At 60.7% G+C, this 17,161-nt stretch carries 16 protein-coding genes and 1 tRNA gene; 7 read left to right on the forward strand and 10 right to left on the reverse strand.

Features of this window, described 5'->3' with window-relative positions; all coding sequences use genetic code 11:
- Window positions 1-17: 17 nt before the first annotated feature.
- Window positions 18-560, reverse strand: a complete 543-nt coding sequence (locus ACPPVP_RS39630; RefSeq protein ID WP_426528987.1) for a disulfide bond formation protein B — start codon at window positions 558-560, stop codon at window positions 18-20.
- A 164-nt stretch (window positions 561-724) separates the two neighbouring features.
- Between ACPPVP_RS39630 and ACPPVP_RS39635 the strand changes: the two genes are divergently transcribed.
- Window positions 725-809: transfer RNA gene (locus ACPPVP_RS39635), tRNA-Leu, on the forward strand.
- 382 nt (window positions 810-1,191) lie between these two features.
- On the forward strand, window positions 1,192-3,126 hold the full coding sequence (locus tag ACPPVP_RS39640) for an AI-2E family transporter (RefSeq protein WP_426538305.1): 1,935 nt from the start codon (window positions 1,192-1,194) through the stop codon (window positions 3,124-3,126).
- An 85-nt stretch (window positions 3,127-3,211) separates the two neighbouring features.
- Here the strand turns inward: ACPPVP_RS39640 and ACPPVP_RS39645 are convergent, their stop codons facing one another.
- The 8 genes from ACPPVP_RS39645 to ACPPVP_RS39680 all read right to left on the reverse strand — a co-directional run bounded on the left by ACPPVP_RS39645 (window position 3,212) and on the right by ACPPVP_RS39680 (window position 9,776).
- Entirely contained in the window at window positions 3,212-5,002 is a 1,791-nt protein-coding gene (locus ACPPVP_RS39645) for a peptide ABC transporter substrate-binding protein (RefSeq protein WP_426528989.1), read from the reverse strand.
- A 241-nt stretch (window positions 5,003-5,243) separates the two neighbouring features.
- The gene (locus ACPPVP_RS39650; protein WP_426528991.1) at window positions 5,244-5,444 is read right to left on the reverse strand and encodes a hypothetical protein; all 201 of its coding nucleotides are present in this window, start codon (window positions 5,442-5,444) and stop codon (window positions 5,244-5,246) included.
- 163 nt (window positions 5,445-5,607) lie between these two features.
- Window positions 5,608-5,955 (reverse strand): hypothetical protein, encoded by a 348-nt coding sequence (locus tag ACPPVP_RS39655; RefSeq protein WP_426528993.1) that lies wholly within the window; start codon window positions 5,953-5,955, stop codon window positions 5,608-5,610.
- Between the two features lie 233 nt (window positions 5,956-6,188).
- Window positions 6,189-6,692 carry a hypothetical protein gene (locus tag ACPPVP_RS39660; protein WP_426528995.1) on the reverse strand — a complete coding sequence of 168 codons (504 nt, stop codon included), beginning with the start codon at window positions 6,690-6,692 and terminating at the stop codon, window positions 6,189-6,191.
- Window positions 6,693-6,702: 10 nt separating this feature from the next.
- Window positions 6,703-7,509: a molybdate ABC transporter substrate-binding protein gene (locus tag ACPPVP_RS39665; RefSeq protein ID WP_426528997.1), complete on the reverse strand. Its 807-nt coding sequence runs from the start codon at window positions 7,507-7,509 to the stop codon at window positions 6,703-6,705.
- Window positions 7,509-8,336 (reverse strand): substrate-binding domain-containing protein, encoded by an 828-nt coding sequence (locus tag ACPPVP_RS39670; RefSeq protein ID WP_426538307.1) that lies wholly within the window; start codon window positions 8,334-8,336, stop codon window positions 7,509-7,511. Before ACPPVP_RS39670 ends, ACPPVP_RS39665 begins: the two co-directional genes overlap by 1 nt.
- 22 nt (window positions 8,337-8,358) lie before the next feature.
- Window positions 8,359-9,081, reverse strand: a complete 723-nt coding sequence (locus tag ACPPVP_RS39675; protein ID WP_426538309.1) for an energy-coupling factor ABC transporter ATP-binding protein — start codon at window positions 9,079-9,081, stop codon at window positions 8,359-8,361.
- A 2-nt stretch (window positions 9,082-9,083) separates the two neighbouring features.
- Window positions 9,084-9,776 carry an ABC transporter permease gene (locus tag ACPPVP_RS39680; RefSeq protein WP_426528999.1) on the reverse strand — a complete coding sequence of 231 codons (693 nt, stop codon included), beginning with the start codon at window positions 9,774-9,776 and terminating at the stop codon, window positions 9,084-9,086.
- An 83-nt stretch (window positions 9,777-9,859) separates the two neighbouring features.
- On the opposite strand from ACPPVP_RS39680, the gene ACPPVP_RS39685 reads away from it, so the two are divergent.
- Both ACPPVP_RS39685 and ACPPVP_RS39690 read left to right on the forward strand, forming a co-directional pair.
- Entirely contained in the window at window positions 9,860-10,753 is an 894-nt protein-coding gene (locus ACPPVP_RS39685; RefSeq protein WP_426529001.1) for a substrate-binding domain-containing protein, read from the forward strand.
- Between the two features lie 192 nt (window positions 10,754-10,945).
- Window positions 10,946-11,344 (forward strand): hypothetical protein, encoded by a 399-nt coding sequence (locus ACPPVP_RS39690; protein ID WP_426529003.1) that lies wholly within the window; start codon window positions 10,946-10,948, stop codon window positions 11,342-11,344.
- A gap of 1,010 nt (window positions 11,345-12,354) precedes the next feature.
- Here the strand turns inward: ACPPVP_RS39690 and ACPPVP_RS39695 are convergent.
- Window positions 12,355-13,227, reverse strand: coding sequence for an enoyl-CoA hydratase-related protein (locus ACPPVP_RS39695; protein ID WP_426529005.1), 873 nt, complete (start codon window positions 13,225-13,227; stop codon window positions 12,355-12,357).
- A gap of 720 nt (window positions 13,228-13,947) precedes the next feature.
- Here ACPPVP_RS39695 and ACPPVP_RS39700 point away from each other — a divergent pair.
- From ACPPVP_RS39700 to ACPPVP_RS39710, 3 genes are all read left to right on the forward strand, one after another.
- Window positions 13,948-14,100, forward strand: a complete 153-nt coding sequence (locus tag ACPPVP_RS39700) for a hypothetical protein (protein ID WP_426529007.1) — start codon at window positions 13,948-13,950, stop codon at window positions 14,098-14,100.
- Window positions 14,101-14,234: 134 nt separating this feature from the next.
- Complete coding sequence (locus ACPPVP_RS39705) at window positions 14,235-14,468, forward strand: hypothetical protein (protein WP_108522855.1); 234 nt, start codon at window positions 14,235-14,237, stop codon at window positions 14,466-14,468.
- A 1,783-nt stretch (window positions 14,469-16,251) separates the two neighbouring features.
- The gene (locus ACPPVP_RS39710) at window positions 16,252-17,091 is read left to right on the forward strand and encodes a class I SAM-dependent methyltransferase (protein ID WP_426529009.1); all 840 of its coding nucleotides are present in this window, start codon (window positions 16,252-16,254) and stop codon (window positions 17,089-17,091) included.
- The last annotated feature ends 70 nt before the right edge of the window (window positions 17,092-17,161 follow it).

Consider the following 17,161-nt stretch of genomic DNA (forward strand, 5'->3'; position numbering starts at 1 on the left):
TTGCCCACCCTACGAAGCTACGCCCGCTTCGCCGCCACGATGCCCCACACGGCCATCACCGCCATCAACAGCGAGATCAGCACGTTGTAGCCGGCGAGCGAGAGGCCGAGGAAGCGCCACTGCACCTCGTCGCAGCGGATCACCTTGACGCTGTCGAGCCGCTGCAACAGCGTGCCGGCGCTGCCGAGATCGACCACCGGCCCGGAGCAATCGGTCGGACCCTCCCAGAACTTCCATTCGACGCCGGCGTGATAACCGCCGAGCCAGGCATTGGCGAGGGCTGCGAGCAGCAGCACCGCAAAGCCGGCCAGCACGACCTGCCGCGGCGCCCCGCGCGCGGCGGCAAATGCCACCACCAGCGCGAGCGGCACGGCCAGATAATAGGCGTAGCGCTGTTCGAGGCAGAGCGGACAGGGCCGGATATCCAGCACCAGCTGAAAAAACCAGGCCCCCGCCAGCGTCGCGGCGGCCACGGCCGCAATCGCCAGCGCCGCAACGGCCGCCGGATCGGCGGCAAGGCGCGACGGCGGGGAATGGGCGGCGGTCGATGTCACGGGCATTCTCCGGAGCACAATTCATGCTCAAACAGGCCATAGCGTCCTATCCCGCCGCCACGGCACTGTCGAGACACGCCACAATCACATCCGCGCGGGTTGACCCGGAAGCGCTGCCCGCTATATTCCGCCCGCTTCGCCGCACCGGCCCTTCAGGCCCGCGACCGAAGGCCCCTGTGGCGGAACTGGTAGACGCGCTCGACTCAAAATCGAGTTCCGCAAGGAGTGCTGGTTCGATTCCGGCCAGGGGCACCATCTACGATGCTTCGCAGCTTCGGCCGGCAAATCAACCCCGACCTATTCGGACGAAGCAGCCGTGGCTGTCGGGCACAGTTTCAGCGACGCCAGGCAATGCAGAACCAGCCTTCGCCACTCGTTGACGGCCTTGCTGATCTCGACGCGCTTTCTTTGCCTCATCAAGAAACCTTTGCGCCGCTCGTCTGTTGGTGTGCAGCGGTGGAACCGAAAATCGGCAGCCGTTTGTGAAGCCGCGCGGAGTCATGCCCGAGCGGCTTTTTTTATTCAAGTCGCCCAGCATCCTTATTGGCATTGGAAAGTCTGGGACGACCCGGCTCACGGAAAGCAGATGATGCCTCTATTAAGGCAGCCATTCAAAGCACGCTCCACCGACGAACTTATGGCGCTCCTTAGCGCAGTTGCGACTGCGATTCTGGCTGTCATCATTATCTCGATGCTCTATTTCGGTCGGGATATCTTCGTGCCTATCGCATTGGCTATTCTTCTCAGCTTCGTGCTGGCACCGCTGGTCGAAATATTGCAGCGCGTTCGTATTCCCCGCGGATTAGCCGTCGTGAGCGTGGTCATACTTGCCTTTTCGATGATCTTCGCGATGGGAAGTCTTCTCGCCACGCAATTGACGCAACTCGCCGGAGACCTCCCCCGTTACCAATCGACGATAAGTGAAAAGATCCAGTCCTTTCGGGACACAAAAGCCGGCAGGGGCACGCTGGAGCGCGCGTCCGACATGCTGAAGGACCTCAGCAAAGAACTGGATAAGCCAAAAGACGTCGCTTCTCCGCGCACGCCAAACTCGATCGTTGGTCCCAACGCTTCGGGACCGCCGACGCCGGTTCCGGTGGAAGTACGCCAACCCGATCCTGGCGCGCTGGAAAGCCTGCGGACCTTGATCTCCCCGCTGATTCACCCTCTCGCGACCACCGGCATCATCATTATTTTCGTCATCTTCATTCTGCTTCAACGCGAAGATCTCCGTAACCGCCTCATTCGACTGGCAGGCTCATACGATCTGCAACGCACCACAGCGGCGCTCGACGACGCGGCGGGACGCCTTAGCCGGCTGTTCCTGACGCAGCTCATTGTGAACGGCGCGTTTGGCGCGGTCATTGGGATAGGCCTGTGGCTTATAGGGATTCCAAGTGCGATCCTTTGGGGCATCCTGGCGGCAGCTCTCCGCTTCGTTCCCTACATAGGCGCGGTCATCGCGGCCGCGTTCCCCCTTGCCTTGGCCGTGGCCATCGATCCTGGCTGGTCGATGCTGCTGTGGACGCTCGCGGTGTTTCTTGTTGTGGAGCCAGTCGTGGGCCACGTCATCGAGCCGATGGTCTACGGTCGCAGTACAGGGCTTTCGCCGGTTGCTGTAGTTGCGTCGGCGACGTTCTGGACTGCGCTATGGGGGCCTATTGGGCTCGTACTTGCCACACCACTGACGGTTTGCCTTGTGGTACTCGGGCGTCATGTCGAGCGTTTGGAATTCCTTGACGTCATGTTTGGAGACCGGCCCGCTCTTTCTCCTCCGGAAATCTTCTACCAGCGAATGCTGGCTGGTGATCCGACGGAAGCAGCCGAGAAGGCCGAAGAATTTCTGAAAGAACGTTCTCTGGCTTCGTACTATGACGAGGTTGCTTTAAAGGGCTTGCAGTTGGCGCAAGCCGATGCTGAACGCGGTGCACTTGATCAGGAACGTCTCACAAAGATTCGAGATGCCGTCAGCGAATTTGTAAGCGACGTTTCCGATCAGGATGACCGACCGCCAGCGAAAGGCAATTCAACTACCGATGTAGAAGCATTCTCTGCGGTAGAAAGCGTTGCTGAAAATGCAGCGAATGAACATTTGCCCGTTCTCGATAAAGAAGCGCTGCCGCCGGAATGGCAGGGTGAACACCCCATCCTCTGCGTGGCCGGACGTAATCTGATCGACGAGGCGGCTGCGATCATGATGGCTCAACTCTCGACGGCGCACGGTCTAGCCGCGCGCGCCGAAGGGGCAGAAGCACTCTCGACGGCGAACGTCTTTCGTCTTGACACCACCGGCGTTGCGATCGTCTGCCTGGTCTATCTCGATGGGAGCGGACCGGCGCACATGCGATACTCCGTTCGGCGCCTAAGGCGGAAGTTGCCCAAGGCGACGATTATCCTGGGCTGCTGGGTCAAGGAAATCGGGCCGGATGCGTTGGAATCGTTGCGGGAAGGCGCCAAGGCCGACCTGGTCGCCGCGACCCTCGGAGAGGCGGTCAAGCTGTGTATCGACGCTGCGAAGAGCCAGTCTCAAGCCATCTCCGGGCCGGAAAAGTCTACAATCGTTGCAGCGTGAGATCCTTCGATAAACCCGGCCGGGATCTGATCGGATACTGCAGGGGCAATTCTCAATACTCGAATGCGGTTGCCTTTCCCGTCCCTCACCCCTCCCGATACCAGCTCCCGAGCTGCCACAGATCGTTGTCCCAGCCCGAGATGTGCGCGGTCAGCTTGCCGCCGAGGGCTGCGACCCGGGTGCGGGAGATGATGGGCTGGATGTAATTGTCCGACACCACGAGGTCGTTGAGCTTGATGAACAGCGCCGCGCGCTTCACTGCGTCGAGCTCCTGTTCGACCTGCTTGTAGATCTCGTCGTATTCCTTGCTTTGCCAGCGCGAGACATTGCGCCCCTGCCACTTGTTGTCCTTGTTCGCCACCTGCGACGACACATACTGGTTCATGAAGAACTGTGGATCGGCCTGTGGCATGGTGGTGTTGTACATCTGCGCGTCGCAATAGAAATGCGGGTAGGTGTCGGGATTGGCGGTGTCGGAGGAGAAGAACACCGATCCCACCACCGACTTCAGTTCGACGTCGATGCCCGCCTTCTGGCACGCCTGCTTGACGATGGCTTGCGTCTTCTGCCGGGGCGCATTGATCGAGGTCTGGAATATGAACTTCAGCGGCTTGCCGTCCTTGGCACGAATGCCGTCGCCGCCCTTTTTCCACCCCGCAGCCTCGAGGATCTGGTTGGCCTTGTCGATGTTGAATTCGAATTTGGTGTTCTTCGAGCGGAAGCGCGGCGGATTGTTGAGGAAGTTCGCGGTGGCCAGCGCCGTGCGGCCATAGATGAATTTCTCGATCGAGGTGCGATCGATCAGCAGATTGATGGCCTGGCGTACGGCCGGATCGCTGAACAGCGGATGTTTGGTCTTGATGCTGGCGCGCTCGCCGTCGACCTCGACGGTGGGATCGGTCGAATTGAGCGACATGAATTCGACATTGCCCGACGGCGTGATGTTGATCCTTCCCTTTCCGAGGGCCTCCATCTTCAGCAGGATCTCGTCTTCGACCTGCATGTTCCAGGCATAATCATATTCGCCGCTTTGCAGCACCGCGCGCGCCGCCGACACCGCGTCGCCGCCGCCCTTGACCTCCACCTCGTCGAAATGCGGCCGGTTGGCGATATGGTAGTTGGGATTGATTTTGGCGCGAAGCATGTCGCCCGGCTTGAAATCCACGAACATATAGGGCCCGGTGCCGACCGGCTTCAGATTGTTCGGCGCCTCGCGCGATTTGGCGCCGACGTAATCCTTGAACAGGTGCTTTGGAATGATCATGCCGTAGGCGCTGACAAAGGCATCGGCCCAGAATGGCGTCGGCTTGGCAAAAGCGAGGCGGACGGTGAAGTCGTCGATCTTCTCGACCGTGATGTCCTTGTAGCTGCCGATCGAGACCGCCGCGGTTTCCGGAGTTCTGGCATATTCCCAGTTGAAGACGACATCGTTTGCCGTGAACGGCATGCCGTCATGCCATTTGACGCCGCGTTTCAGCTTCCAGATCACCGAACGGCCGTCCTCAGCCAGCCCGTCATTCTCCTTGCTCGGAATTTCGGCCGCGAGGACCGGCACCAGATTGCCGTCATTGTCCCATCCCGCCAGCGGCTCGTAAAAGATCCGGGAGCCTTCCTGGTCCTTGGTGCCGACGGCGAAATGCGGATTGAGCAGGGTCACGGCCTGCCAATACATCAGTTTCAAGACGCCGCCGCCGCCGGCCTTGGTCGGCTTGTAGGGAAACGCGGTCGCAGCCATCGCGACCCCGGACTGGCTCAGCATCATCCCGGCGATCGGCGCCGAAAGGCCTATCGCGATCATTCGCTGGACAAAGGCCCGCCGCGACAGGTGGCCGGTCTTGACGTCTGCAATCAGGTTTCGAAGTTCCCGTTCTTCCATGGGGCCTGCTCCTCAACTGGTGCTGAATGCCTCGTCGCGCTTGATCAAGGAAATGGATCAGGTCAGCGCAAACCTGTCAAAGCAGGATCCGGGCCATCCGGTCATACCAGGGCCAACCGAGACAAGGTGACGCGGTGTCAGCCAGTGATGGGAATGACGGTGGTAGTGCACCTGATTTACACGTGGCGCCTTCGCGAGCATCGTTTGCGGACATGCGGTGGCGTGGCGCCCTACGCCCAGCTCAGCCTGTTGGGGCGACGATCCTCTCGCCGCCAATCGCGCGGTCCAAAGCGTCGATCAGGATCTGAATCTCGATGAACTTGTTGCGGGCCCGTTCGGCCTTGTCGCGGTCAAAGGGCGCGGCCAGCACCTTCGCATGCATGTCCCTGTCCTCGAGCATGCGCGCACGGGCCTTGTTCAGCGTTTCAAGTCGCTCGCTCATTTTGGGCTTCTTTCAATGGAGGGATCGGCGCCACGCTGTCGGCGCGAGCGTCATGCGTACACCGATCCTGCTACTGGCGCCATCGATCAATGGCGCGCCTCCATTGCCAGAGTAAACAAAAAGCCCGCATCGCTGCGGGCTTCTCGCTTTCGTTCAACCTCTGTTACCAGCCGCGATAGCCGCCGCTGCCGAAGCTGAAGGTAACGCCGGGGCCGCCGCCGTAGTAACGGGGACCGCCGTAATAGCCGTGCGAACGCGGCGCGTAGTAGCCATAGCTGTTGTGGTACGGCCGGTAATGACGGTGGCCCCAGTGGCGATGGTGGTGATGATGGCCGCGCCAATGACCATGGCGGTGGCGCGAACTGATGTCGGTCGAGGATTGCGTGGCAGTCCGCGATTGCGTCGCATCAGTCGAAGATCTCGCCTTCGCCGAAGTGTCAGCGGCGTTGGCGACGGAACTACCCATCAGCGCCGCTGCACCGACCGCCAGGATGATTGCTAGCTTCTTCATTATCGAACTCCAGTTTACGTGTAGACGCTAATCGCTGGACTGGCGTCACGTTCCGGAGTGCGACATTAAGCGCCGCCTGCGCCTAAACGAACGTTCACGAACATGAACGGCGTTCGCCGTAGGCCGGCAAAAACAAAATATCGAAAACAACCCCATGCAAAGTAGAACGGCCTCGGACTGTGTGCGTCCGGGGCACGAGATGGCTCGCCGCCACGGCCCCAATCCCATCCTGCCTATTGCACTGAACCGATCGTAACCGTGATCGTATCCCCCGCCACGCCACTCACTTGCAGCACAACCGGGCTTGCATCGAGATCGAGGCGCACGCTTTTGCGTACGCCCGGACAATCGCCGCGGCCGGTGCTGCCGACCGAGCGGGCGTAGCGGCCGTTCTGGATCACGTCGATCCAGGCCTCGTCGGACAGCGTGATCTGGTAGATGCCGGGCTTTCCCAGCGCGGGCAGTCGCACCATGCCGCCGTGCCACTGCTCGGTTCGCGGCTTGCGCTCCGGCGGCATTTCGAAGGCGGCCTGCGCCGCCGGCTGCAGGCGGATGACCAGCGCGCCCGCCGGCAGCGCCGGCAGCGTCTCGCCTGCTGCAACCGTCGTCTTGTCCGGCGCGCCAAATGCCGCGCGGTCGCGCGCGAGCGACCATGCAAATTTTTCGCAGCCGTCGTCGGCGCCCGCCGGCCCGAGCGAGGTGATCAAGGCTGCGACGAGGAGGCTCAGACGAAGCATCGCAAAACTCCTATTGCGGCAGACCCGGCGCGGCAAAACCGCTTTTTGCGAGCGTGCGCTGGCCTTCCGCCGAGAGAATGAACATTGCGAATCTGTACGCCGGCGCCGAAGCGCCGTTCATCACGGTCAGACCGTAATCGGCGCCGACGGCAAGCGTGTCAGGCAGCGGCACGATCCGTTGCACCGGATTCTCCCGCTGCGCGGCGAGCGCATTGGTGCAATAGGTCAGGAAGATATCGGCGGCGCCTTGCGCGAGGAGCTCGCCATAGATCGAGCGGCCCTGCGGGGCGGGCGGGCTCGTGGGCCCGCCGGTGAGCTGCAGCGTTTTCTTCTCAAGCGCGGCTGAGGCGCCCGGCTTGAGCTTCTCGGCTTTCTGAAACACTTCCCAGGCGTAATCGCCCGACGGATCGGCCTTCGGCGTCGAGGTGCCGAGCTTCAGTTGCGGGTCGAGCATACGGTCCAGCAACGAGGCCGGCGTGAGCTCGAGGCCGGGCCGCGCCAGCGCGCATAGCCGGTTGCGCGCGAACAGCACCACAGGGCCGCTGCGCTTCTCTGCGGCCAGCGCCTGCGGGTGCTCCATGTTAGCGGAGGCAAACACCTCCGCCTTCGCACCGGCGACGATCTCATCCTTCAACAGGCCGGATGCGCCGAACTTCGCCTGCACCTTGCCGAAACTTGCGGCTTCGAACGCTTTTGCCACTTCGGTCAGCGCGGCGCGCAGGCTGCCGGCGGCGTGGAGCAGGACGGTTTCCTCTGCCATCGCGGGCGCCGTCATGATCGCGAGAACCGCCAGCGTTACGGAAATCCGTGTGGCCATCACGCGCCGGAATCGTTGGCGTTGGGATAGAACAGCTGCTCGCCGTTGATCTTGTAGTCGGCGATGGCCTTCTGGCCCTCCGACGACACCAGCCAATCAATGAGTTGCTGGCCGAGATCCTTCTTCACGCTCGGATGTTTTTCCGGGTTCACCAGCATGACGCCATACTGGTTGAACAGCCGCTTGTCGCCTTCGACGGCAATGACGAGGTCGCCGCGGTTCTTGAACGACAGCCAGGTGCCGCGATCGGCGAGCACATAGGCATTCGAAGCCGAGGCGGTGTTGAGCGCCGCGCCCATGCCCTGCCCGATCTCCTTGTACCAGGCGCCCTTGTCCTTGCCGATGTCGACGCCGGCAACCTTCCAGAGGTTGAGCTCAGCCTGATGCGTACCGGACTTGTCGCCGCGCGAAATGAAGTCGGCGCCCTTGGCCTTGATGGCGCCGAGCGCTGCAACGATGTCCTTTGAGCCCTTGATGCCGGCCGGATCGGCCTTCGGGCCGATCAGGACGAAGTCGTTGTACATCACCGGGTAGCGCTTGACGCCAAAGCCTTCGGACAGGAATTTTTCTTCCGCAGGCTTGGCGTGGACGAACACGACGTCGGCATCGCCCCGGCGTGCGGTATCGAGCGCCTGTCCGGTGCCTTGCGCTACCACCTTCACGTCGATGCCGGTCTTGGCCTTGAACATCGGCAGGATGTGGCCGAACAGGCCGGAATCCTGCGTCGAGGTGGTCGAGGCCACCACGATCGATTTGTCTTGCGCGGAGGCGTGGCCTGCGAATACCGCACTGGCAGCGATCGCAATCAGCATACGGCGGGATAGCATCTTCATTGGTTGTCCCTTTCAATCAAACCAGTAATTCGCCCGCGAGGAATGTCCTGGCCTCGGCGGTTTGCGGCCTGTCGAAGAACGACGCGGCAGCGGCGGTCTCCACGATGCGGCCGCGGTGAAGCATGACGACGTCGCCGGCGAGCCGGCGCGCCTCGCCGAGATCATGGGTCGCCATCACGACCTTGATATTGCGTTCGCTCACAGTGCGGATGATGTCTTCCACCGCCTTGGTGGCGGTGGGATCGAGGCTGGCGGTCGGCTCGTCCAGGAACAGGACGGCCGGATCGCGCGCCAGCGCCCGCGCCAGCGCCAGCCGCTGCTGCTCGCCACCGGACAATTTTCGCGCGGGACGGTCGGCGAGATGGCCGAGACCGACCAGTTCGAGCAGATCATCGATGCGGCGCGCGTGTTCCGCGCGCGCAATGCCGGCGGCGCGCAGCGCAAAGCGGATATTGGCGGCGGCGCTGCGGCGGAGCATCGCCGGGCGCTGAAACACGATCGCGCGTTTGAGCGGCGGGACATTTTCGAGACCGCCCCAGGTGATCCGCCCGCGCGAAGGCGCCAGCAGCCCCATCGCCACGCGCAGCAGCGTGGATTTGCCCGAGCCGTTGGGGCCGATCAGCACCGTGGGCGCGCCCGGCAGCAGGCTGAGCGCGATATCGTCGAGGATCGTGACGGGGCCTGCCGTCACCGTGACGCCATCGAATTCAATCGGCAGTTCGCTCGACGGCGCGCGCATGGTCATCCCGCCAGTCGTTCGCCGGCGCGGCGGGCGGTCCAGGCCAGCGCGTTGACGGCGATCACGATCGCGATCAGCACGAGGCCGAGGCCGACCGCGAGCGGCAGGTCACCCTTGGAAGTCTCCAGCGCAATCGCCGTCGTCATCGTGCGGGTAAAGCCTTCAATATTGCCACCGACAATGATGATGGCGCCGACCTCCGCCGCCGCGCGGCCAAAGCCGGCGAGCAGCGCGGTGACCAGGCTGAAGCGCGCATCCCAGATCAGCGCCGTGACGCGGCTGACGGGCCCGAGATTCATCGCGGTGAGTTCGTCGCGGTATTCGATCCAGAGATCCTCGATGGTCTGCCGCGCGAGCGCGGCGATGATCGGCGCGACCAGCACGGTCTGCGCGACGATCATGGCGCCCGGCGTGAACAGCAGGCCGAACGCGCCGAGCGGCCCGGAGCGCGACAGCATCAGATAGACCGCGAGGCCGACGACGACCGGCGGCAGGCCCATCAGGGCGTTGAGCAGGACGATGACGCCTTGGCGGCCCGGGAATTTCGTCAGCGCGATGAAGGCACCCAGCGGGATCCCGATCAGCGCGGCCAGAACCACCGCGGACAGGCTCACATAGAGCGACAGCCGCACGATGGCGAACAGCGCGGGATCGCCGCTGAGGACCAATTGGAGGGCTGTTGCATCGGTTGGCATGGGAAATTCCGTTCGCCAGATATCTTGCGCAGACGGTACTAGCATGGTCAATTTGCGGAAATGCTGCATCCAGGTGCATATTAATGCCTATGCGTGAACTCCTTACGACGGACGAGGCTGCCGACTATCTGCGGCTTTCGGAACGCAAGCTTTACGAGCTGGTAGCGGACCGCGCCGTCCCCTGCAGCAAGGTGACCGGACGCTGGCTGTTTTCGCGCGCTGCGCTCGACCGCTGGGTTTCCGCCGGACTGATCGCGCCCGCCGGCCTGGCGCAGGTGCCGGCGCCGCCGATCGTCGGCGGTAGTCACGATCCGCTGCTGGAGTGGGCGTTGCGCGAAAGCAATTCCGGCCTCGCCAGCCTGCCCGAAGGCAGTGAGGAAGGCCTTCGGCGGCTGACCCGAGGCGAGGTGATGGTCGCGGCCATCCATCTGCATCGATTGGACGGCGATGATGAAACCGCCAATCTCGAAACCGTTGCCAACGCGGCGGGATTGCACGATGCCGTCGTCATTACATTTGCGCGGCGCGAGCAAGGCATTCTGGTCGCGCCCAACAATCCGCTCAGCCTGAGCGACATGGCCTCGATCGCGGCATCGCGCGCCCGCATGGCACAACGCCCGGCCGGGGCCGGCGCGCAATTGCTGCTGCTCGCGCTACTGGCGCGCGCCGGCATCGCGCTCGACGATTTGAAACTGGCAAAGCCCGCCTTTCCGACCGGCCCCGACATCGCCCAGGCGATCCGCGCCGGCCGCATCGATTGCGGGATCGCGACGCGGTCGGTCGCGCGGTCGGCCGGGCTCGATTTCCTGCCGCTCTCCTGGGAGCGCTTCGACCTCGTGATGCGGCAGCGCGACTATTTCATGAAGGGGCCGCAGGCGCTGTTCGACTTTATGCGCCAGCAGGTATTGCGTGACCGCGCGGTCGAACTCGGCGGCTATGATGCAAGCGATGCCGGCGTCGTGCGGCTCGTGAATTAGGGATACCGATCGCCAGCGATCGCCCGATTTTCCTGCCGGTCCAACCCAAAATGAATAGTGGCAACAGTCAAAGTTAAATCGGGGTAATCGGGAACCTCGGAGCCTGCCCTGGATCGCCACCGCCGCGCCACCAAATCGCCTAACGACTCACCGACGCCTATTGCAGCGGGCTGGGCACCAAGGGAGGAACCGATGGACACCCCAACGTCTGCCCCACTTGACGATAAAATCCCTTCGTCCGAGCAGGCTGTGGCGACACAACCCAGCAAGGAGAAATCGGGTCCCTCTGGCCCGCTGGAGATCAGCGCCGAACGATTCAACTCGTCCGTCGCCCGGTTGACCACAAATTCGATAGACGAACTTCACAAGTTGGCTTTTGAACTTCAAAAGATGCAAGAATTCCTGAAGACCGAGGTCGAAAGCGTGCAGCGCCAAATCGACAGCGCGGTGGCCGGAATAAATATTATCGTCGAAACTATTGGCCCGTGGAAAAGCATGGCGGGCTCACAAACAACTCCATCAGGCACTCGCAGCGCCCGCGCGGGGGGACCGGCGGCGAACATTGAGCAACGCATTCGCGTCGGGTCGTAACGACCGAAACGCCGCTCGGCGATATTTGCTGGCTGCGGTGGACCCTGGATGCATTCACAATGCAGGCGCTGATGGCGCCGCTTGCGAAGCATCGGCAGGTGAATGGAACTCGTCGTTGATAGTTTGTTCAAAGTCTGCACCTGCGTCGCGGTTGATGGCACCAAGTGGCCGGGCCGAGCAGCGGGAAAATGTTCGCTGTCGATGTGAACGCGGACATCGTTCAAAGGCGCATCGACATCCGCTGATGACCCAGAGCGGACTTCGCTGACGAGTTCGGAATAGTGCTCCGATACAGCTTTTTGTTCGCTATCTCCTTAAGGTTGAGGCAATCAATCCACGCTATTTTCTGGCCTGTGTCCTTCAAGATGGTAACGGTCGGTACCAAGGGTAATGTCTGGTTACATCCTCACTGCCTGTCTGTTCGTGGTAGCCTTGGGTTACGAGGTGTCGTTTCGCCGATCCTGGAATCTATCACGGAACTCTGATCTGCTTGGCCCGGCCCAGCGGCTCGCGGTTCGGCGGCGTGCGTTTTGGCCGGCAGGCTGCGGGCTAATCTGCATGCTGCTGGGGTGGATGGTCTTTCATTTTGTTCAAGACAAGCTTGTTCTCTCCGTGACGGCCAGTCTAATGATGCTTAGTGCTTCTTTTTTCACCGGATCGTTTATTGGCGCTATGGCCGGGACATTGAATCGGGTTTGAAGCGCCGCAATCAACGCATAGCGAAAAAGTGCATCAGGCTATGGCCGCCGACAAGCTGCATGACTCTGGCATCGTCCTGATGATGTCCGGCATTGGCCCCATTGCGGAAATCACTGAGGTTTGGTTCTGCGTCGGGATGATGAACGGCTGAACCTCTGCTTCGGTCCGCGCGAACAATGCGAGGGCGTGCTGACCGGAGCGCCAGTCCGTGCCTGCGATAGTCTCAACCCCGGGATCACGGCACCCGCGCCTTTGCAGCGCCCAAGAATCCGGACGTCCTGAGCAAATAAGCCATCGTCGAGAGCTTGCCGCTAACGTCCCTCGTAAACGGGCGGACGCTTTTCTGCCTCGGCATCGCGGCCTTCCCGGAAATCCCGGGTCGCGTACAGCGCACGATATTGGTCGTCGAGCTTGCCCAGCGCCGTTTCGGAGCCGTCGAGCGCCATATGCGAGGAGGCCAGCGACGTCTTGATGCCGAGAGGGCCGCATGCGGCGATCTTGCTGGCGATCTCGACAGCCTTCGCGAGAGCCGCATCCCGGTCCGGGGCCACTTCCTGAACCATTCCCATCCGGAGAGCTTCCTTCGCTCCCCAATGATCGCCTGTTAGAATGAAGCGCATCGCATTGCCCCATCCGGCCTCTCTGGGGAAACGTACCGTTGAACCGCCGCCGGGAAAACGGCCGTGCGTGTTCTCGTCCTGACCGAACTCCGTGTCTTCCGACGCCACGCGTATGTCGGCGACAAGAAAAAGCTCGTGCGCCATATTCCAGGTGTCGCCATGCACCGCGACAACCAGGGGCTTCGTGAGCGCCGGCTTGGTGCGCCCGAGAGGGTCGATAAAGCCGGGTCCATCCATCATCTTTTTTCCGGACTGAGCGAAGGCCTTGTAGGCATCGACATCGATACCTCTGGAGAAGCGATCGCCATAGCCGAACAGAACAGCGGCACGGAGGGCGGGATCGCGGTCGTAATTGTAGTAGGCTCGCGCCAGGCTCTCTGTCGCGTCCGGGTCCAGCCGGTTGTCGATGTAGGGCCGGTTGATGCCAATCAACACGGTCTGGCCTTTGCGCTCGATGGTGATCTTGGCCCGCTGATCGTACGGAATATTCGCCATGCGCGTGGACTGCGCGGTCTCGTCGGCCTGTGATGTCATCGACGTGTCTCCCGGTTTTTGGGCCTGCAACGCGATCGCCTTCCGGATACGGAGATGGGCAAACAAGGAGGACCCGCAAGAGGGCGTCGATCACGATGCAGGAAATCGGATCAGGAATGACGCGGGCAATCGTGCGAATTTAAAATGCTGTCGCCGCTAACGGGCCGACATTCGAAATAATCTGCCCCCTTCGGCAGTTCCGTTAATGATAGCTCGACTATTGCACGGCCCTCCATGGGCCAGCGTATTCGCGATCTTTGAGACTGACAGTCTGCTCGTGTGCAGGCCGCTGGCCCTGGTGGTCCAAAAGTATTCTGAAGCCTCAAGTTGGCCGTACGGCACGAACAATCCAAATTAGTGAGACCCGCCAATGAAGCCGGAAATCAGGTAGCGGACCCATCCATCCAAGTTGATACCGAGGCGCTCAAGAATGCACTGGCAATCCCTGCGCCGGCAATGCCGAGTACAATGTGCATATTCAGCCCGGGAAATGACCATGGCTACGGAAAAAGATGGTCGCGAGCGACTTCCGGTGTTGGCACTTTTCGGACGTGCTGCGGCAGTCTTCCGATGTCCGCTGTTGGGGGTTGAACAGACCTAAATCAGCCGCGCCCGAAGGTCGCCTTTTGACCCAACTGAGACATTAGTTCGCCGCCAGAACTGACATCGGCCCCTTCAAGTATGTTAGTCTGAGCCAGTACGATGCGCGGTATTCAGTCGTGTGGATCCATCTATCAAAAGGGTCACGTCATGAGCAAACGCGAAAATGAAGCAAGCAAGTTCCGTCCATCAGATAGGCCCCTGAACGATTACGAGCAGGAGCAAAAAGCTATGCACAAAAACCTAGAACGGCTGAAGGCTGAACGACTGGCGAGAGAGGTTGCCAAGTCGAAGGACGGTTAGAAATCGGAACTCCGTAGCGGCGGGCCCGGCGGCCTCGGTAATTCCCCTATCCCCGGTCGGGGCCGCTTTCGGTTTCTTGCCTTTAAAGTCGCATTTTCGTTCCCACATCATTTGATAGGGCATTGGAGGTCGAGATGAAATCAGAGTTCTTCAGCATGTTCGGAATACCACCAACCGAATGCGAAATCGAAGCCCGCAAAGATGAATTGGGTGTGCCGCGACTGTGGTTTCGATCAACGGGAAATCCGCTGGTCGGCTTGGATTTAACTGGTGCTACCCAGCTTCAGCATTTGTTGACTGATGCCGGCGAAGCCAATCAGGCGAACGAAATTGGTCAACACATCGCCAAAGCGCAGCACCTTCGATAATTGTTTTTCAGGGGTGATCCTGCAGATAGCAGTCAGCCCGAGGGGGCGAATTGCCTTTAGGGCCTCGGGGCATTACGCAACTTCTCCTGGGCCGCCTTATATTCGTCTTCGAGGGGCAGTTTGTCGAAATCGGGCTTGTAGCCGTTCTTCTCGTATGTCGACCTAGGTATCGGGATGGAAATGCCGTCGTAGTCAACCTGAACCGACTGATCTGGTGTTTTAAATAATCCGGTGGGCATGATGCCAGCCCTCCTTGCTTTGGCTTTAAGCATATCACGAGGACCTTGATCGCCCCGGCTCACCCAAACAAAAAGACCGCCGGTCCGGCGGTCCTTTCGTTTACAGTTGGGGTTGATGCGCTCGACTTTGCTCTAGCCTTAGACAGTGGCCGCTATGGGTCTCTTATGTCTCTTGTTGGTGCTAGCCGGTGCGAGAACCTATCGATCAAACCTAACCTTTCTTAAAGCTGGGCGCGGCTCAAGGAAGATCAAGTGAGGGATGCTGACCTAGCCCCTTGCCGTCCGCGCGGCCAAACACCTATGTCTGCCTTGGCTGATCTGCGCGGTTTTACCCCCAATCGTCGCGCAGCGCCGGACTTTGAGCCCAATCTGGAGCGTCTGAAGTCGACGCGAGACGCCACCGGGCCGCTGGGGTTGATGCTGTCCCGGCCGAAGCACGCGGACTGGACGCACTTGAACAAGCGTTCGCGACGATGATAGGGGATCGTGCGCAAGCACTCATCGTTCTAAGTGATTGTGTGCTGTTCAACTGTCTTCTCACTCGGGCCGATGAAGTGATCGAATAGTGCCGTTGTTTGCTGCGGTGCATGAGTCCGCTGTTGGCAGATATTGTTGCAAAAGTCGAAAATCGAGCGACCCGGAAAATCTCGCGAAAGTTGATCTTTGGACTTCTCCGCAGCTGCGTCGCTTTTCAACGCCACTGCGGAGGTTCGTGATCGATTTTGGATGAAACAATATGGTCCCTCACGTTGCCGCGCATAAAGCGCATCAGCGGCTCTAAGAATTTTCGTTCGCCACCCCAAAAAGACTTTCGCAACAAAATCGGCACTTAGCGGACGTCACAACCGCACACAGGAATGTCAGTTGTTGGGAGGAGAGCGGAAGTCGCGATTGCGTCGCCTTACTTCTGAGTCTGACCCAATACGGAAGTCCTAGCGGTCGTCGTTAGGAACCCGCAGTGGCCACAGCGGACACGGAGCCGACGAATAATTCAATAAGCGGGTGCGCGGACTCATCGTTCGCGCCCAGGCTGGCTTGCTTTCGGTGGCACGACGATGGCGCCAGCGTTGGGGTGATGATCGTCGCTGACCGCTCCCCGCCGGACGCCATCACCTGGCATTCGTCCATCAAATAGGAACGGCCGTGCTCCATTCGCGCGGGCAACAGCCGGAGTATCCGATTGGCCAGACTTATCTTGCGCGTTGGCTCCGGTCGCGGCCAGTGCCACAACAAACGCGATTGCTAGTCTCGACATGACAGACTTCTCCTCTTGCGGGCGGGACCATGCGAGGAACTCAGCAAGCGCCCGCATTTTATCGGAATTGCGGACGAGCCGATACCCAGTGGCCCGGAATGTCGCATGTTGGCACGTTTGAGACATGTGACCGCCGCCGAAAACGACCGTTTGTCGAGGCAGACCGGAAGTGACTGGCACACGTCCAAAGCGGTGCTTTTGACCCATTGCGGACATCGATAGCTCCTTCGAGTATGCTAGTTTGAGCCGGAACGATGGGATGAGCCCTACACCCAAGGGATAGATCATCATGCGGGATGGACAACTTAGTCAGACCGCCCGAGGAGCGGCCGCCTATCGCGCCATTCACCAAGATCTAGAAGGCGGAGTGATCTTCAAAGATCCGTTTGCGTCGAGGATCTTAGACCAAGATACAGCCGCCGCCTTAGATGAACTGGCCGCTAACGACTCGCTACGGCCGTGGCGTTTATTCATCGCAGCGCGCAGCCGATTTTCCGAGGACACGATGGCGGGTTGCATCGCGCGCGGCGGGCGCCAGGTCGTCGTGCTGGGTGCGGGCCTCGACACCTTCTCGCTGAGAAACCCTTATGCTGATCTCGGCGTTCGCACATTCGAGGTCGACTACCCACCGACACAAATATGGAAACGTGAGCGGATAAGAGCCGCAGGTCTCGCCGAACCGCCGTCGCTTGTTTTCGCGCCGGTAGATTTTGAACGGGAAAGCCTTGCAGAAGGGTTGATAAGAGCGGGGTTCAAACTGAATGAGCCGGCGTTTTTCCAATGGCTTGGCGTGGTGCCTTATCTGACAAAGGATGCAGTCTACTCCACATTGAGATTTATCTCCGAGGTGCCGCAAGCCGCCGTCGTTTTCGACTATGCCGAACCATTCCAGAACTATCCCGCTGAGCGGCGCGTCAGCGTCACGGCAACGGCCGAAAGGGCGGCGTCGCGGGGTGAGCCCTGGCTCAGCTTTTTCGACCCCATCGAGTTGCTGCAGCTGTTGCGAGGCATGGGCTTTAATGTGATTGAAGATTTGGGGCTTCCTGAAATAGCGCAGCGGTTCTACGGTGCGCTGAACCGAGATATCGTGCTCGGACCTGGTCCTCACATCGTGCGGGCACATCAATAGCCCGTTGCCAATACCAAGCTGGAAGATCGTTCGAACCAATTTCGACTTCCGGTTCTGGCCCTTGGCGGAC

Source organism: Bradyrhizobium sp. McL0615 (assembly GCF_049993905.1).
Taxonomy (GTDB): domain Bacteria; phylum Pseudomonadota; class Alphaproteobacteria; order Rhizobiales; family Xanthobacteraceae; genus Bradyrhizobium.

Bases quoted from the DNA above. Each gene is read 5' to 3' on its own strand.
- ACPPVP_RS39675 (WP_426538309.1), bottom strand. From the start codon at position 9,081: ATGCGCGCGCCGTCGAGCGAACTGCCGATTGAATTCGATGGCGTCACG.
- ACPPVP_RS39700 (WP_426529007.1), top strand. From the start codon at position 13,948: ATGAGCAAACGCGAAAATGAAGCAAGCAAGTTCCGTCCATCAGATAGG.
- ACPPVP_RS39640 (WP_426538305.1), top strand. From the start codon at position 1,192: ATGGCGCTCCTTAGCGCAGTTGCGACTGCGATTCTGGCTGTCATCATT.
- ACPPVP_RS39650 (WP_426528991.1), bottom strand. From the start codon at position 5,444: ATGAGCGAGCGACTTGAAACGCTGAACAAGGCCCGTGCGCGCATGCTC.
- ACPPVP_RS39630 (WP_426528987.1), bottom strand. From the start codon at position 560: ATGCCCGTGACATCGACCGCCGCCCATTCCCCGCCGTCGCGCCTTGCC.
- ACPPVP_RS39670 (WP_426538307.1), bottom strand. From the start codon at position 8,336: ATGCTATCCCGCCGTATGCTGATTGCGATCGCTGCCAGTGCGGTATTC.
- ACPPVP_RS39710 (WP_426529009.1), top strand. From the start codon at position 16,252: ATGCGGGATGGACAACTTAGTCAGACCGCCCGAGGAGCGGCCGCCTAT.
- ACPPVP_RS39665 (WP_426528997.1), bottom strand. From the start codon at position 7,509: ATGGCCACACGGATTTCCGTAACGCTGGCGGTTCTCGCGATCATGACG.
- ACPPVP_RS39685 (WP_426529001.1), top strand. From the start codon at position 9,860: ATGCCTATGCGTGAACTCCTTACGACGGACGAGGCTGCCGACTATCTG.
- ACPPVP_RS39660 (WP_426528995.1), bottom strand. From the start codon at position 6,692: ATGCTTCGTCTGAGCCTCCTCGTCGCAGCCTTGATCACCTCGCTCGGG.
- ACPPVP_RS39705 (WP_108522855.1), top strand. From the start codon at position 14,235: ATGAAATCAGAGTTCTTCAGCATGTTCGGAATACCACCAACCGAATGC.
- ACPPVP_RS39690 (WP_426529003.1), top strand. From the start codon at position 10,946: ATGGACACCCCAACGTCTGCCCCACTTGACGATAAAATCCCTTCGTCC.
- ACPPVP_RS39655 (WP_426528993.1), bottom strand. From the start codon at position 5,955: ATGAAGAAGCTAGCAATCATCCTGGCGGTCGGTGCAGCGGCGCTGATG.
- ACPPVP_RS39645 (WP_426528989.1), bottom strand. From the start codon at position 5,002: ATGGAAGAACGGGAACTTCGAAACCTGATTGCAGACGTCAAGACCGGC.
- ACPPVP_RS39680 (WP_426528999.1), bottom strand. From the start codon at position 9,776: ATGCCAACCGATGCAACAGCCCTCCAATTGGTCCTCAGCGGCGATCCC.